Annotated in this window: 11 protein-coding genes; all 11 read right to left on the bottom strand. The window is 46.6% G+C overall.

Annotation, left to right across the window (positions count from 1 at the left end):
- Positions 1-13 precede the first annotated feature (13 nt).
- The 11 genes from AC4E8D_RS18405 to mutS all read right to left on the bottom strand — a co-directional run bounded on the left by AC4E8D_RS18405 (position 14) and on the right by mutS (position 15455).
- Positions 14-427, bottom strand: a complete 414-nt coding sequence (locus tag AC4E8D_RS18405) for a MerR family transcriptional regulator (protein WP_017687924.1) — start codon at positions 425-427, stop codon at positions 14-16.
- A gap of 82 nt (positions 428-509) precedes the next feature.
- Positions 510-1763: a methionine gamma-lyase family protein gene (locus AC4E8D_RS18410; protein ID WP_221821691.1), complete on the bottom strand. Its 1254-nt coding sequence runs from the start codon at positions 1761-1763 to the stop codon at positions 510-512.
- 83 nt (positions 1764-1846) lie between these two features.
- Positions 1847-3133, bottom strand: coding sequence for a GTPase HflX (gene hflX, locus AC4E8D_RS18415; protein WP_076210080.1), 1287 nt, complete (start codon positions 3131-3133; stop codon positions 1847-1849).
- Between the two features lie 119 nt (positions 3134-3252).
- Positions 3253-4224: an AAA family ATPase gene (locus AC4E8D_RS18420; protein WP_036613563.1), complete on the bottom strand. Its 972-nt coding sequence runs from the start codon at positions 4222-4224 to the stop codon at positions 3253-3255.
- 113 nt (positions 4225-4337) lie between these two features.
- Positions 4338-4901 (bottom strand): ribonuclease FAU-1 family protein, encoded by a 564-nt coding sequence (locus AC4E8D_RS18425; protein ID WP_062835000.1) that lies wholly within the window; start codon positions 4899-4901, stop codon positions 4338-4340.
- Between the two features lie 287 nt (positions 4902-5188).
- Positions 5189-7870 (bottom strand): PBP1A family penicillin-binding protein, encoded by a 2682-nt coding sequence (locus tag AC4E8D_RS18430; RefSeq protein ID WP_221821693.1) that lies wholly within the window; start codon positions 7868-7870, stop codon positions 5189-5191.
- A gap of 171 nt (positions 7871-8041) precedes the next feature.
- A complete protein-coding gene (gene hfq / locus AC4E8D_RS18435) occupies positions 8042-8284 on the bottom strand; it encodes an RNA chaperone Hfq (protein WP_017687918.1) in 243 nt (80 codons plus the stop codon).
- 373 nt (positions 8285-8657) lie between these two features.
- Entirely contained in the window at positions 8658-9614 is a 957-nt protein-coding gene (miaA, locus tag AC4E8D_RS18440; RefSeq protein ID WP_260632777.1) for a tRNA (adenosine(37)-N6)-dimethylallyltransferase MiaA, read from the bottom strand.
- Positions 9595-10380 (bottom strand): class I SAM-dependent methyltransferase, encoded by a 786-nt coding sequence (locus tag AC4E8D_RS18445; protein WP_221821695.1) that lies wholly within the window; start codon positions 10378-10380, stop codon positions 9595-9597. Before AC4E8D_RS18445 ends, miaA begins: the two co-directional genes overlap by 20 nt.
- A gap of 17 nt (positions 10381-10397) precedes the next feature.
- Positions 10398-12632: a DNA mismatch repair endonuclease MutL gene (gene mutL, locus AC4E8D_RS18450; RefSeq protein ID WP_339304658.1), complete on the bottom strand. Its 2235-nt coding sequence runs from the start codon at positions 12630-12632 to the stop codon at positions 10398-10400.
- 21 nt (positions 12633-12653) lie between these two features.
- Positions 12654-15455: a DNA mismatch repair protein MutS gene (mutS, locus tag AC4E8D_RS18455; protein WP_339304660.1), complete on the bottom strand. Its 2802-nt coding sequence runs from the start codon at positions 15453-15455 to the stop codon at positions 12654-12656.
- Between the last annotated feature and the right edge of the window lie 137 nt (positions 15456-15592).

A 15592-nucleotide genomic window follows, 5' to 3' on the forward strand; every position in this document is an offset into this window, starting at 1 on the left:
AAGTTATGCGAATTTAGTTTTTATTAAAGAATCGGGAAAGCTCTCCCTGAATGAGAGATACTTGTCCTGGTCTCTTACCTGATACAAGCTGTTGCTTCAGCAAGCGGTGCAACTGCGTATCGGACAGCTCTCTGCGTTTAACTTCAGTATCCGGCGTGATAACTGTAGCTTCCTCGGATTCTTTTGAAACAGGATTCATCACTTGTTTGATCCCCGCGATGTTAACTCCTTTTTCAATCAAAGCCTTGATCTCTAGCAATCTCTCTACGTCATTAAAAGAGAATAACCGTTGATTACCTGACGTTCTCGCAGGAACGATCAAGCTATGCTGCTCATAGTAACGAATCTGACGTGCAGACAGATCCGTAAGTTTCATTACAATACCAATCGGGAATAAGGCCATATTTCTGCGAATTTCATCACCCATGTTCATCAACCTTCCAGTCATCTATTCTTCACCCTATTGTACATTTAGTTATTACCAAGTGTCAATGACGTGTTAGATAAACTCACAATAATTTACGATCTTTCATAGTCTGTAACGCCATCAAAACGCCATATTTGACATGAGAGTACGTTAATCCGCCTTGCATATACCCGATATACGGCTCCCGAATAGGCGCGTCGGCTGATAATTCCAGACTTCCACCCTGAATGAACGTACCTGCCGCCATAATGACAGGATGCTCATAACCAGGCATATCCCACGGTTCAGGGACCACATGACTATCCACAGCTGCTGCACGCTGAATCCCCTGCACGAAGGCGATCAGATGCTCGGCAGAGCTAAACTGAACAGCCTGGATCAGATCTGTGCGAGCTTCATTCCAAGCAGGTTTGGTTACAAATCCGGATTCAGCAAACATCGCAGCAGCAAACGTACTTCCTTTGATAGCTTGTCCTACAATTGTCGGAGCCATGTAAAGTCCTTGGTAGATGCCACGTGTTGTCCCCAGCATTGCTCCCACCTCACCCCCAATTCCCGGGGCTGTCAGACGATAAGCTGCCAGCTGTACGTATTGTTCCTTCCCACATATGTATCCACCGGTTTCCGCAATACCTCCACCAGGATTCTTGATCAGTGACCCGGCCATCAGATCAACTCCGACTTCTGTCGGTTCATGTTCCTCTGTGAATTCACCGTAACAATTATCTACGAATACGATAACATCTTCCTTCAGCGCTTTAACACGCGTAACCATCTCAGCAATCTCAGCAACACAGAAGGAGGAGCGCCAGTCATAACCACGTGAACGTTGAATCCCAATGACTTTTGTAGCCGGTGTAATGTTTTTTTCAACTGCTGCCCAGTCCACTCCACCTTCATCAGTTAAGGCCGTCTCACGGTAACCGATACCAAAATCGCGTAATGAACCTGTGCCATCACCGGGTTTGCCAATAACTTTATGCAATGTGTCATAAGGCTTACCCGTGATGTACAATAATTCGTCCCCTGGGCGCAGCACTCCAAAAAGAGCTGTACTAATCGTATGTGTACCTGAAGCAAAATGAGGACGTACCAACGCGGCTTCCGCGCCGAAAACATCAGCATATACTTCATCAAGCACTTCACGCCCACGATCGTTATAGGCATAACCTGTTGAACCTGCAAAGTGAAAATCACTTACTTTTCGCTGTTGGAAAGCATTAATCACCTTCCATTGATTGTGATCTGTAATCCGATCAATCTGTTGCAGTTTTCCTTCAATCTGACGCTCCACTTGATGTTGAAGTTCAGATATTTCTGAATCAAAGCTTACCATCTTACTTCATTCCCCTTCATAGCACGAATCTGACGTTAAATATCTATTATGTGTCAACTTATCACATCAATATGTCATGAGTATTACAATTCGATGAAATCTTCAAGCATATGACCAAATTTCTCATATTCACCTTTTTGTAATTCCACTTCATAAATTACATCATTTTCTTCAAAGCTGGTATCTACTACATCACCAATTTTGTAGAGGACGGACGTAAGATCACCACGTTCTGCCGGAATCCGGAAGCGCTTCGTGTCACCTGTAAGCTCTGTCTGGATCAATTCACGGATTTTAAGCAAATCGTCTGCGTCTAATGCGCTTACTTTGATATGGTCTTTATCCAATGGAAGCATCTCAAGCTGCTCTGGTGTGCACGCATCTTTTTTGTTATACAGGACTAACTGCGGCTTGTCCCCTGAACCAAGTTCTTGCAAAATTGTATTAACCGTCCGCATCTGATCTTCACGCATAGCTGATGAGGCGTCTACAACATGCAGGATCAGGTCTGCTTCATTCACTTCCTCCAGCGTTGCACGGAACGCTGCAATCAGATCATGCGGTAGATTTTGAATAAATCCAACCGTGTCGGTAAGGACGATTTCTTTTCCACTTGGAAGTTCCATCGTACGTGATGTTGGATCCAGAGTAGCGAATAGCTGATCTTGAATATACACATCTGCAGCCGTCAACTGCTTGAGTAAGGTTGATTTGCCAGCATTGGTATAACCAACAAGGGCCACCTGAACAATACCTGTTTTTTTACGGCGTTCACGATGCAACTTGCGATGACGAGTCAATTCTTCCAGATGACGCTTCAGATCATCGATACGACCACGAATGTGACGGCGGTCTGTCTCCAGCTTGCTTTCACCTGGACCCCTTGTTCCGATTCCGCCACCAAGTCTGGACAGGTTCTTGCCATGACCCGACAAACGTGGCAGCAAGTAGCTATGTTGAGCCAATTCCACTTGAATGATACCTTCTCTAGTGTTGGCACGTTGTGCAAAGATGTCCAAAATTAATTGGGTACGGTCAATAATTTTGAGATCGAGGGTTTCTTCCAGATTCCGAACCTGTGCCCCTGACAATTCCTGATCAAAAATAGCTGTAGTTGCTCCGAGTTCCTCTGCAATCGCACGGAGCTCTTCCACCTTACCTTTACCAATGAACCATTTGGTATCACGTTTTTCCCTGTTCTGAGAAAGTACACTTAGCACTTCCACTCCAGCTGTCTCGGCAAGTTTCACCAGTTCCTCTAAAGAGTACTCAGGATTGATACCTGTACGTTTTACATCATCCGTAACAAGACTAACCAAGACGGCGCGATCTTTTTTGACCATATCTGTATCATGTGTGCCATTTGTCATGTATATGTTCACTCCTTCTAATTACTAATCCATTAGTATTCATTACCACGAATATGCCATGGCATGCCTTAAGCCGAACCGGTTGGCCCGGCCGGCTGGTGTAAAAACTATATTATCGCTTACTTTCGCTCAAAGTTCAAATCCTCTGTACGGATTGTCATCAGCTCCAGTTTTCCTGGACTGCCTTCCGAATATTGTTCCAACAAACGAACCGCCTGATGCCTGATCGAACGCTCAATGGCATTACGAACGTATCTGGCGTTACTGAACGCATGCAGCGAATCATTTTTTTCCTGAAGCAAATGCTGCTTTAGTTTGAGTATGGTCTGAGGCATTAAAATATAATCACGCTCTTTGGCCATAATCTCAGAGATTTGAATCAACTGATCAATACTGTAGTCTGGAAACTCCACTTGAATGGGAAAGCGGGAAGGTAATCCAGGGTTCGTCTGAAGAAAAAAATCAATCTCATCTGAATAACCAGCCAATATGAGGATAAATTGGTTTTTATTATCTTCCATTGATTTTACAAGCGTATCAATGGCTTCCTTTCCAAAATCCTTCTCTCCACCGCGGGCCAAACTGTAAGCTTCGTCAATGAACAATATTCCACCGAGTGCCTTCTTGACCAGATCTCTTGTTTTCTGCGCCGTGTGACCAATATATTCTCCAACCAGATCCGCACGCTCTACTTCAATAAGATGCCCTTTACTTAACACACCCATCTTCTGAAAGAGTTTGGCAACGATTCTCGCAACGGTGGTCTTACCAGTCCCCGGATTGCCTTTGAAGATCATATGATACACGTGCGCACCACTAAGTAAACCTGCTTCAGTGCGCATCTGAGCAATCTGTAGGAAAGCATAAATCTCAAATACCAAGTCTTTGATATTTTCAAGTCCAACCAGTTGCTCCAGTTCACCCTGTATCTCCTGGAAGTGAGCATGTTTGGTTATACTCTTGGCTGCCTGTACTGCCGCTGCTTCATCTTTGACCAACATCTGAGGTTCCTGGTTACGCAACACAATATTAATTTGTCTGGATGGTCTGCCTCCTGGTTGCTCTCCTGCAGCCATGACCCGTCCGTTCATTCGCCATCACCTCTATTTTATCGGGCTGAACTCTCCTGATTATTAATGTATTCTATCAGGTGCTCCAATATTAGAAGGATCATGAAGAAGAATTCTACGGCGAAGTACATGCCTCAAATCTGAATGTTTTTTCGAAACTCTCCGTTCTCAAACAAACTCTGCCTATGCTTCAGCGATAACTGAAAGTATGGAAATACATGTGCATCAATGGCATGCAGCAGTTCCTTTGCCGTCTTGTTAGCCAAGTCATAATCACCTGTAGTAATATGCTTCCGTGACAATGCATCTTCAAGCTCATCTTCATCCAGCAAAAATACTTCTCCATCTTTCAGCACAACGACATCCAGATACAGGTCATCAAACCAAGGAACACCCTGATCGGTTATCCCCTGACTACGACATGTATCAATGTACCACTCTACAATCCGTTCCTGATCGTCAAACATCGCTGTAACAACAAAATGCTCTCCCTTCGGATAGTATTGCAGCCAGGAATACCCTTTATCTGCGATACAGAAGGTACTGCCTCCATAAGTTTTCCACAGAGGTTCTTTCAAATCCTGTATGGTGTACAACGTAATATAACCTGTGAAAATTTTGGATTGAACGAACCGGCATGTGAATTGTCGGTTCGTAATCCGGCGCCAGTTCGCGCGGTCCCCGAATTTCCGTTTCATACGAACCCCTCTTTGCCGACTACAGGTCCGTGACCTGCTCTGATGTTATTGGTGAACAATGTAATAACGTCCGCCTGATGGATTCCAGCGCTCTGGGCCCGCCCTTGCACAACGTATTACGAATAGTTACAGCTTACCATATTTAAGGTTTACACTCAAAATCAAGCTTTGTCCCACCTATTCATCAAATCAGCTTCCATTACAGTTGGTTCCGTATACCAAAAAACTGCTTCACCGGTTTTCCGGGAAGCAGTTTTTTCAATGTAGCTATTTAGTGATTCATTGGCTTAGCCGCCGGTTCCAGCTTGAGAATCTGCAGGTGCATCTGTCCCTCCAGTATCCCCACTTGTTCCGCTGTCCGGAGTTACTACCTCACCTGGCGTTGTTACGGCTCCATCATCGGAACCTTCACCGGTACCGCCCGGATCTGTTGTCCCCTGACCAGGCGGGGTCGTATTTCCTTCCCCAGGTTGACCGTTTCCTTGGCCAGCTCCGCCGTTGTTACCGTTGTTTCCGTTGTTACCATTGTTTCCGTTATTACCATTACCATTTCCGTTGTTGCCATTTTCATTCCCATTACCATTATTACCGTTCGAGTTGCCATTATCCGGTGAACCAATGTCCGGATTCTCTGTACCTGGCTGCTCAGGATCTATCTCTGTTCCAGGGTCTATACCAGGATCAGGTTCCTCCGGCGGCATTTCCTGCGCTTCAATCATCAAGGAAATGGTGTTGGAAGGATCCGTCTCAAGTCCTGATGCCAAGTCGTAAGCTGTCACATAGTACTCATAAGTTAGACCAGGCAACGCACTTAAATCTTGTGCATTGGTCGCTCCTATTGCATCAATAAGATGAGTGAACTGGGCTTCCGATGTTTCTTTCCGATAAATCCGATATTGCGTACTCGCGTCACCCGTTCCAGTCCAACTCAGTGAGACGGTTTGTGCATTTGGATCGTATGATCCACTCAGCCCACTAACGGACAGAGCCGGCTTTTCTGGTTCTTCTACTGGCGGAGGTGCCTGCCCTCCAGCTGGTGCTTTGAATTGCTTCACTGGAACGCCTTTTAAAGCATCTCCCATGACTTTGGCAAAGAAAGCTGCCGACAGCTTACTGCTGTTCTTAAGCATATGATTGGCATCCGGATTGTCATAGCCCATCCAGACTGCGGCAGTCCATTCCGGTGTGTATCCAACAAACCATACATCACGGTTGGCACTGTTGCCAGAGATACCACTTTGAACTGTTCCTGTTTTACCCGCAACCGGACGGTCCAGACGCGCTGAACGTCCCGTACCGTCATTAACGACATTCTGCAGCATCTGTGTAAGCTGATACGCATTTTGCTCACTCATGACACGCGTTGTGTCCGAATTATCGTGTTTGTAGGTGGTTTTGCCTGCGCTATCCTTGATTTCTTTAATCGCATAGGCTTGTCGGTATTCTCCGAGGTTGGCAAATGCACTATAGGCTTGCGCCATCTCCAGTGTATTTGTACCTTTACTTAGACCACCAAGGGCAATCGCCAGGTTTTTGTCTTCATCCGTCAGCTGTATGCCTACACTTTTGGCAAAATTAATGCCTGTGTTAACACCTATTTTATCAAGTAGCCAAACGGCCGGAATATTTTCCGATTTCGTAATGGCTTCCGTCATACTGATCGTTGAAGAATATCCATGCAAGTTACCAGGACAGTAGTTACCAAAACATTGCTTCGCATTACTCAGCGAGGAATTGGCACTGTAATTTCCTGATTCAAGCGCCGGTGCATAAGACACAATCGGTTTAAAAGCTGAACCTGGTTGTCTTCGACTCTGCGTTACACGGCTATAACCTTTAGTCTGATAATCCCGTCCACCCAAGAGGGCAACGAGGCTACCATTCTCATGATTCATGATGACCATGGAGCCTTGGACCTGTTGATCATCTTTGCTTGCCTCGAACAAACTGTCATCTGTGAAGGCCGTTTCCATGGCTGTTTGAGCCTGAGCATCCATGGTTGTATAGATTTTGTATCCGCCGATATTCAGATCATCTTCCGTTTTGCCTGTTACTCGCTCAGCTTCACGAAGTACATAATCTATAAAACCTTGATACTTCCTGTCTTTCTCTGGTCGCTTATAGTTATAGTTAATCTCTTTTGCTTCGTCCATCTCCGCCTTGGTAATGTAGCCTTGTTCATACATCAGCTGCAATACCACACCTCGACGTGCTTTTGAGTCGTTTGGATTGCTCACCGGATTATAGGCAGAAGGCCCTTTCGGCATAGCTGCCAATGTAGCAATTTGCCACAACTTCAACCTCTTGAGATCAGTAACTCCAAAGTAAAATTCAGATGCCGCTTTAATCCCGTAACGCTGATGTCCGAAGAAAATCCGGTTCAGATACATCGTCAGGATTTCGTCTTTTGTGTACTTGCGCTCTAATGCCATGGCAATCGATACTTCCGTTGCTTTACGAAAGAACGTTTTGTCACGGGACAAGAACATGTTCTTGGCAAGCTGTTGGGTTAGTGTACTACCACCTTCCACCATGGAACGAGCCATGACATCCTTAACGGCTGCACGCCCAATGGACCAGATATCCACGCCTTGATGATCGTAGAATCGCTTATCCTCCGTTGCAACAAAGGCTTGCTTCACCAGTTCAGGAATATCATCTTCTTTGACGGGTTCCAGCTTCTGAATGGATAGCTCCCCCATTAATTGGCCATTGCGATCATATACTTTTGAAGTTTCATTAATTGTGGTTTTGTCCTTGTTGGCTTTGAGCAGATTTTCACCACTCACCATAATAAATAAATATCCGCCAAGTGCACAGAATATGGCGATTGCCATCGTGAAAAACAGTGTCCATCCAACGCGTTTACCCGTAATTTTTTTCTTTTTAGAGGTCTTTGGCTTCGCTTTTTTGGGTGACTTGTTATTGTTGTTGCGATTGTTAGACCTCGACAACGGATCGTTTGGCATGTTAACCTCCTGACTCCCTTTCGGTTGCATAATTTCTATTCGTCTATAGGCTCAGGCATATATTAAACATATTTTGCCCGGAATGAAAAGAACAACCCTTTATTCAGGTTGCTCTGTTTCAATACCTATACTTGTAGACGAAATGGTTGGTGAAAAGGTTTCGTAATTTTTTTAAGCTTCGCCGCTGTTATCTTGCTGCATCAGCGATACGCTGCGTTGCGGCGTGAACGTGGAGATGGCATGCTTGTAGACCATTTGCTGGCGTCCGTCGCTGTCAATGACGATCGTAAAATTGTCAAATGCCTTGATCGTCCCGCGGATTTGGAAGCCGTTGGTCAGATAGACCGTAGCAGGAATATTTTCTTTCCGCAGTTGGTTCAAGAACGTATCTTGGATGTTGATGGACTTGTTCATTAGCCGTACCCCCATTGGTTCATTTGAATTCGTGTTCAAGTAATATTCAATATCGCTGAGTAGCTTTCGTGCTATTATATCATGAACAGTTTCATATAATCCACAAAAACCCCTTGTCTGCTATTTTACCCCCATTCTTGGCGAGGTGAAAAAATAGAAGACTTACCCATTATACACCGCTTGTCTGTTTTGCAAAAGAGGGACTAAATCTTCATTTTAAAGCACATTTATGCGTTGTTTAGCGAATGCTCAATCTCTACCATCTGTTCTAGTGATAAGTAAAAACCTCTATCCTTTTGATAACTAAAAGGTAGAGGTTTACATATCTTGATCTAATCGATGCATGTCAGAAGAATACTAATAATCGCTCAAATCAATCAAATTTTCGTGTAATCAATTCACTTATCTGCTTGTATTTCCCTTCAAAATCCTGGGTATCCGTCATGTCCACCCATTCAATATCCTTCATATGGCGGAACCAGGAAAGCTGCCGTTTGGCAAACCGACGTGTATCCCTCTTCAACCACTCAACCGCAGCTTCCCAACTCACTTCCCCTTGCAGGAACGCTGCAATCTCCTTATACCCCAGTCCTTGCATGGAAATATGACCTCTGGCCACTCCGCGTTCCAACAGGGACTTCACTTCATCCACCAGACCTTGTTCGATCATCAGATCAATCCGCTCTTCTACCCGGGCGTACAACTTCTGCCGATCCATTGTCAAACCAACAATAAGAAGGTCATAAGGCGACTCTTTCTTCTGTACTGCCAGCTGATCAGACCACTTCTCGCCTGTGAGATGATGGATCTCAAGCGCACGTACAATTCGCCGCTGGTCATTCGGATGCAGACGATCCGCACTAACGGGGTCAACTTCCCTCAATCGATCATGTAGGGCCTGTGCTCCGTGTTGCTCCGCATAGCTGAATTGTTCCTCTCTGAACGCTTCATCTGAACCACTATCCGAAAATTGGAAGCCGTAACATACTGATTCCACATATAGACCAGTGCCACCTACAATAAAAGGCATTTTACCGCGTTCATGGATTTCACTAATCAATCGTGTACAACTCTCCTGAAACTCGGCCACAGAATACGGATACTCCGGTTCATGGATATCAATGAGATGATGAGGTACACCCTTCATTTCTTCAGAGGTAATCTTGGCAGTTCCGATATCCATTTCACGATATACCTGCATCGAATCGCCTGAGATAATCTCACAATTGAAAGCTTGGGCAAGCTCGATGCTCATTCTTGTTTTGCCTACTGCTGTTGGTCCAACCAGCACAAGTAGTTTAGGTTTTGGTTTAACTTCCACTTTCAACATTAATCACTCCGTACAGGGTTTTTGCATTCGCCCGATCAAGTATTTCAAATCCGAGCCTGTCAAACTCCGCGCTGCCGCGCTTTTCTTTCATGACTACCCGTTTACGGGCGACACGTTTTGCTTCCATAATGCTCTGTTCATCCAGCGCGTGAGCATTTGCATAATCTCGTAAGGGCTGTATAGCACTTGAATCCATCATCGGTTCCCGGAACATGGGGTCAAAATATACGGTATCACAGCTTCGATCCGGCATGGACCGCAGTAACTCAAGATGATCCACATGCCGCAGATCTATGCGCCGGAAAGCCTCATCCACCAAGGGCTGGTTGCTTTTATAATGGGACATGCCCTCCAGCAGCAGGGTATAGAGTGCTTGAGAACTTTCACAGGCGATGACTTGTCCACCCTTCCCAGCCGCAACCGAAAATACCAGCGCGTCTGAACCGAGTCCAGCGGTACAATCCACAATGGTGTCTCCTTCGAGTACCGCACCAGCTTCCAGCATGGGATCAGCTTCCCCTCTAAGAACACGTTTAGCACGAACAAATCCCATACTGGGGTGAAACTCAAGCTCCGTTGCATCCTTGCGAAACAAGCGTGCTCTGCCATTGAGCACGACCAGTATTTCGTTGATACCATAATGTTCAATCAGTTTGGGTAAAGACGTTCTATTGCGCGGTACGTAGGTACCTCCTGTCGTTTCGGCGAGCTTACGCGCACGCTCCACCTGAGAGGCAATCTCCTTGTCACCGGTTGTAATGTACATAATGTCCCCCTAAATAACTACATCACTCGTTTAAATAATTTTTCCAGATCATACGTTGAAAATGAAACCACAATCGGCCGCCCATGTGGACAAGTGTAGGGCTGACGACATGAACCCAGACGCTGAATTAACACTTCTGCTTCCTGATCCGTCAGCTTCTGGTTCGCTTTGATGGACGCCTTGCAGGAGCACATAATGGATGCAGCTTCTCGCATCTTGGCCACATCTATGCTGCGTTCACTAAGAACCCATTCGGACATTTCTTCAATAATGTCTTTCTCGTCTCCTTTGGGGAACCAGAACGGATGGGAGCGCACACGGAACGTCTGTCCACCAAAATGCTCCAAATATACACCTGCCTGCTCGAACCAGGCCAGTCTAGTTTTCAGCTTTTCCGTCTCCGAAGGTGTGAACTCCAGCGTAATCGGCAGCAGTAACTCTTGTGAGGCCTGTGCAGGGTTGCCAAACTTCTCGTAATAGTACTCATAATTCACACGTTCATGGGCAGCATGCTGATCAATCAAATATAAGCCTTGGTCATTTTGCGCGATCAAATACGTACCATGATGCTGTCCGATCAGACTCAGCTCCGGAAATGCGGGCATGGATGCATCTGATTTGATGGCAGCAGCAAGTTTAGTGGCATCAGGCAGACCTGAAGTTTTCCACGTCCGTTCACCTCTGGCAATCGAAGACGGATTATACGATGAACGTGCTTCCCTAACCGGTGAATATACGGAATCGGAGCGATACGTAGCTGGTTTGCCTTCAGCCAGCGGTTTCTCTGTTGCTCCACGATCCCCACCATCTTGAGAAGAGAGGTCAGATTTGGGAACAGTTTCGGTAGAACTTGTATTTGAACTTGTACTTGTACTTACATCCTTAGTGCCTTCTTGCACGTTAACGGATGTCTGCCCCCCGTCATGACTAGCAATCTTCTGCAAAATATCCCCGTTCCAACTTTCTAACTGCACAGGGGGGTGTGTAATCTCAGGTGGAGCTTCTGGCAACGGCACTGAGTGACCCTGTTCAGATACCTGCTGTGCTGTGGACACATCCGCCGGAGCATCCAAATCCAGATCATCATCTTCGGCAGTCACCTTCAGCGGTGCAGCAGTAGGTTTCCCGAGTGGACCTTGTTGACCATATCCTTCTGCATCAGATGCATCTTTCAGCGGACCACGTGGAAAGAGGAATTGCTCCTGGATAAAGGAACTATCGTCTCCACGTCGAATCTGCTGTTTTTTGACCTGTGGAATCAATACCTCCTGCCGGAGAATCCCCCGTAATGTTGTCTCTATGAATTCATACAGTTCTGGTTCCTTGCTGAAGCGAACCTCCAACTTGGCCGGATGCACATTCACATCCACAAGAGATGGGTGCATCTCCAGTTGCACCACAACAAGCGGGAAGCGATTAATGGGCAGCAAGGTATGGTAGGCTTTGAGAATCGCCTGATTGAGACCGTAATTGCGAACAAATCTCCCATTAACAATCGTTGACATACCATTACGGTTCGCTCGTGTCCATTCTGGCAGACTGATCAGCCCGCTCACCCGGTAATCCAGACTTTCTCCCTGGATGGGAAGCATCGCTTTCGCAGCACTTGTCCCATAGATCGCTGCAACCACTTGCAGCAGATCGCCATTACCCAACGTCTGAAGCAACACATTCTCATTATGGCGCAGTCGGAACGAAATGTTTGGATGAGACATCGCCATCCGGTATAGGACATCTGATATATGTCCCAGTTCCGTCTGAATCGTTTTCATATATTTGAGTCTGGCTGGCGTATTGTAAAATAGTTCTCTCACTGCAAAATCTGTACCTTGGGGTGAGGTTGCATCTTCATGAGAGACAAGGTTCCCGCCTTCAATTACGATGCGGCGCCCCCGCCCATCATTATCACTTGCCGATAATACCTCTACCTTGGATACTGCTGCAATACTCGCCAAGGCTTCTCCACGGAATCCAAGACTTGTGATCTGGAACAGATCTCGGCCATGAACTATTTTGCTGGTCGCATGACGATAAAAGGCTGTTTCCATATCCTCTGGCTCAATACCTGTACCATTGTCTTTGACACGAATACTGAGGAGTCCGCCCTCTTCCACCGTCACTTCAATCTTGGTGGCGCCTGCATCCACCGAGTTTTCGAGTAACTCTTTGACAACTGAAGCAGGCCGTTCGACCACTTCACCCGCCGCGATCTGGTTGGCAATATGTTCATCAAGCACATGTATTTTCGCCACAGGTTTTCCCCTCCCTTATACTCAGGATAATTGCTGTGCCTTCAATTTGAGATCATTCAATATCTGCATCGCCTGAAGAGGCGTCATATTCATGACATCGATATCTTTCATCGTACGGATGAATTCTCGCGCTGGTTTATCCACCGCAACTACATCCGGTTTCGTTGCCACATTCGGCTCATCATCCCCAAAGATGGACAGTTGAACCACATCCGAATGGTTTGCGCTGGACTGTGCTTTGCTGTTTGCTTTCTTGGCATGTTGCTTCCCTGCCGAATCTTCAATAGAAGGTGTGTACTCTGCAATATCCACAATCTCGTGTTCCCGGATCAATGGTGCCGAATCCGTGTGCTGGAATTCTCCACCTTTTAATTTCAAGCCTGCTTCCTGCTTCTCGTTTCCGATATATTCACTGCCCACAGCTACTTGCGCGGCCGCATATTCGAACCCATGCAATAGTCCATTCGCCCGCTCAATAATGCTATCAGGCAGACCTGCAAGGCGTGCACAATAGATACCATAACTGCTGCTGGCTGCCCCGGCAATCAATTTGCGCAGGAAATTAACTTTGTCACCGCTCTCTTGTACCGCCATCGAGTAGTTGGCCAGCTTGTCCAGACTCTCCTCCAGATGAGCAAGCTCATGGAAATGAGTTGATACAAGAGCTTTACAGCCGATAATATCGTGTACATATTCAATAACAGACTGAGCAATCGCCATACCTTCGCTGGTCGATGTCCCACGTCCCAATTCATCGATAATAATCAGACTGCGTGGTGTGGCTTTGTCCGTCATGACCTGAATGTCGGCCATCTCCACCATGAATGTGCTTTGTCCGCCAATGAGATCATCCGCGGCACCGATCCGTGTGAAAATGCGATCCATGATCGGCACTTCCGCCTGACCCGCAGGTACAAAACAACCCACTTGCGCCAAAATGGAGATTAAAGCGACCTGTCGCATATACGTACTCTTACCAGCCATATTTGGACCGGTAATCAGCAGAATACGTGCCTCTTCCTTGGTCATTGCCGTGTGATTGGCAATAAATGCGCCATCTCGCATGACCGCCTCAACGACCGGATGGCGTCCTTCTTCCACAACCAGATCATAGCCGTCGGTCAACGTAGGACGTACAAAGTTTCGCTCAGCACTAATCACCGCAAAAGATTGATACACATCAATTTCCGCTACCTGTTCGGCCAGCTTCTGCAATCTTGCAATCTCTTTGTTCAGCCGCTCGCGCAGCTCTGCGAACAGCCCATACTCAATATCAACCATTTTGTCCTGAGCTTCGAGAATCAGCGTCTCTTTTTCCTTCAACTCCGGCGTAATGTAACGTTCTGCATTGGCAAGTGTCTGTTTACGTTCATAACGTCCCTCTGGCAGCGCGGACAGATTGGACTTGGTGATCTCGATATAATAACCAAATACTTTGTTATATCCAATCTTCAGCGATCGAATGCCTGTCGCCTCACGCTCTCTCGCTTCCAGCTCGGCAATCCACTGTTTCCCGTTAACCGAAGCCTCACGCAATTCATCCAGACGTTCATGGTACCCTTCACGAATCAGACCTCCGTCCCTTACCGATACCGGCGGCTCGTCCACAATAGCTTGCCCGATGGCTTCACGCAGATCATTGCAATCATCCATCGTTTCGGCAATATGCTGCAATGTTGCGGAAGATGATCCTGCGCAATGTTGACGAAGTCCTGGAATTTTCTCCAGCGATGACTTGAGCGCATTCAGGTCACGACCATTGGCATTACCAAACGCGATCCGACCTACCAAACGTTCCAGATCGTAGATGTCTTTGAGTTCTGCCCGAAGGTCCTCACGCAATATAAACTGGTTGTACAGTGTATCCACTGCTTCAAGGCGCTCATTAATCTTCCCTTTTTGCAATAATGGCTTATCGACCCAGCGACGCAACATCCTTGCACCCATGGACGTCTCGGTCCGATCAAGCAACCAGAGTAATGAACCTTTTTTGGAGCGTTCACGCACAGTTTCCACCAATTCCAGGTTCCGGCGGGTAAACGGGTCCAAGATCATATAATGATCTGGTTCATACGTTGAGATTTGTGTTAATTGTCCTAGAGAACGTTTCTGTGTCTCACTCAGATAGGAGAAAAGACGTGCAATGCACGCTTGACGTTCAGGCTCTAATCTGGCCCACACAGCCTCGCCAAACTGCTGACGGACCAGATCTTCCTTATTCTTTGTCCAGGACGTGTAGACCACAGGGCGACCGATTGGAGACGCCTCGGCTTCTACCGTTTCAAGCAGCGCTGCATCCCCTACCAGCTCCGATGGTTCGTAGATGCCGATTTCATCTGTAAGCCACTCCTTGGAATAGGGCACCGATGTCACATACAACTCACCCGTTGACAGATCACAGGCCGCCAGCGCCAACGTATTTTGATTACCTGTAAGACAGACCATGTAGTTGTTGGACTTATCCCCCAGCGTTTTGCCTTCCATCACCGTTCCGGGTGTAACCACACGTACAATTTCACGTCGTACCATGCCTTTCGTTACACTTGCATCTTCCATCTGTTCACATATCGCAACTTTATATCCTTTTTCAATCAGACGCTGTATGTAATTGTCAGCCGAATGATAAGGTACACCGCACATCGGAATTTTATCATCCGTGCCTCCGTTACGTGCGGTCAGCGTGATCTCTAGTTCACGGGAAGCATTAATTGCATCCTCAAAGAACAGTTCATAGAAGTCACCCAGTCTAAAAAATAGAAAAGCATCCTGTGCTTCGGCCTTCACTTGCAAATATTGTTGAATCATTGGCGTATACTGAGCCATGATGAATATCCTCCATCCCGTTCCTATAATGTCAGGAAGAAACGCGTCCTGGAAGGACAATAAGACGGTCAGGCACTGTGTTTGCGCCTCCGCCTTATGTGTTGGCTATTCGCCACTTCCTTCAAGGGTTGCTGCTC

Source organism: Paenibacillus sp. SRL342, assembly GCF_984798905.1.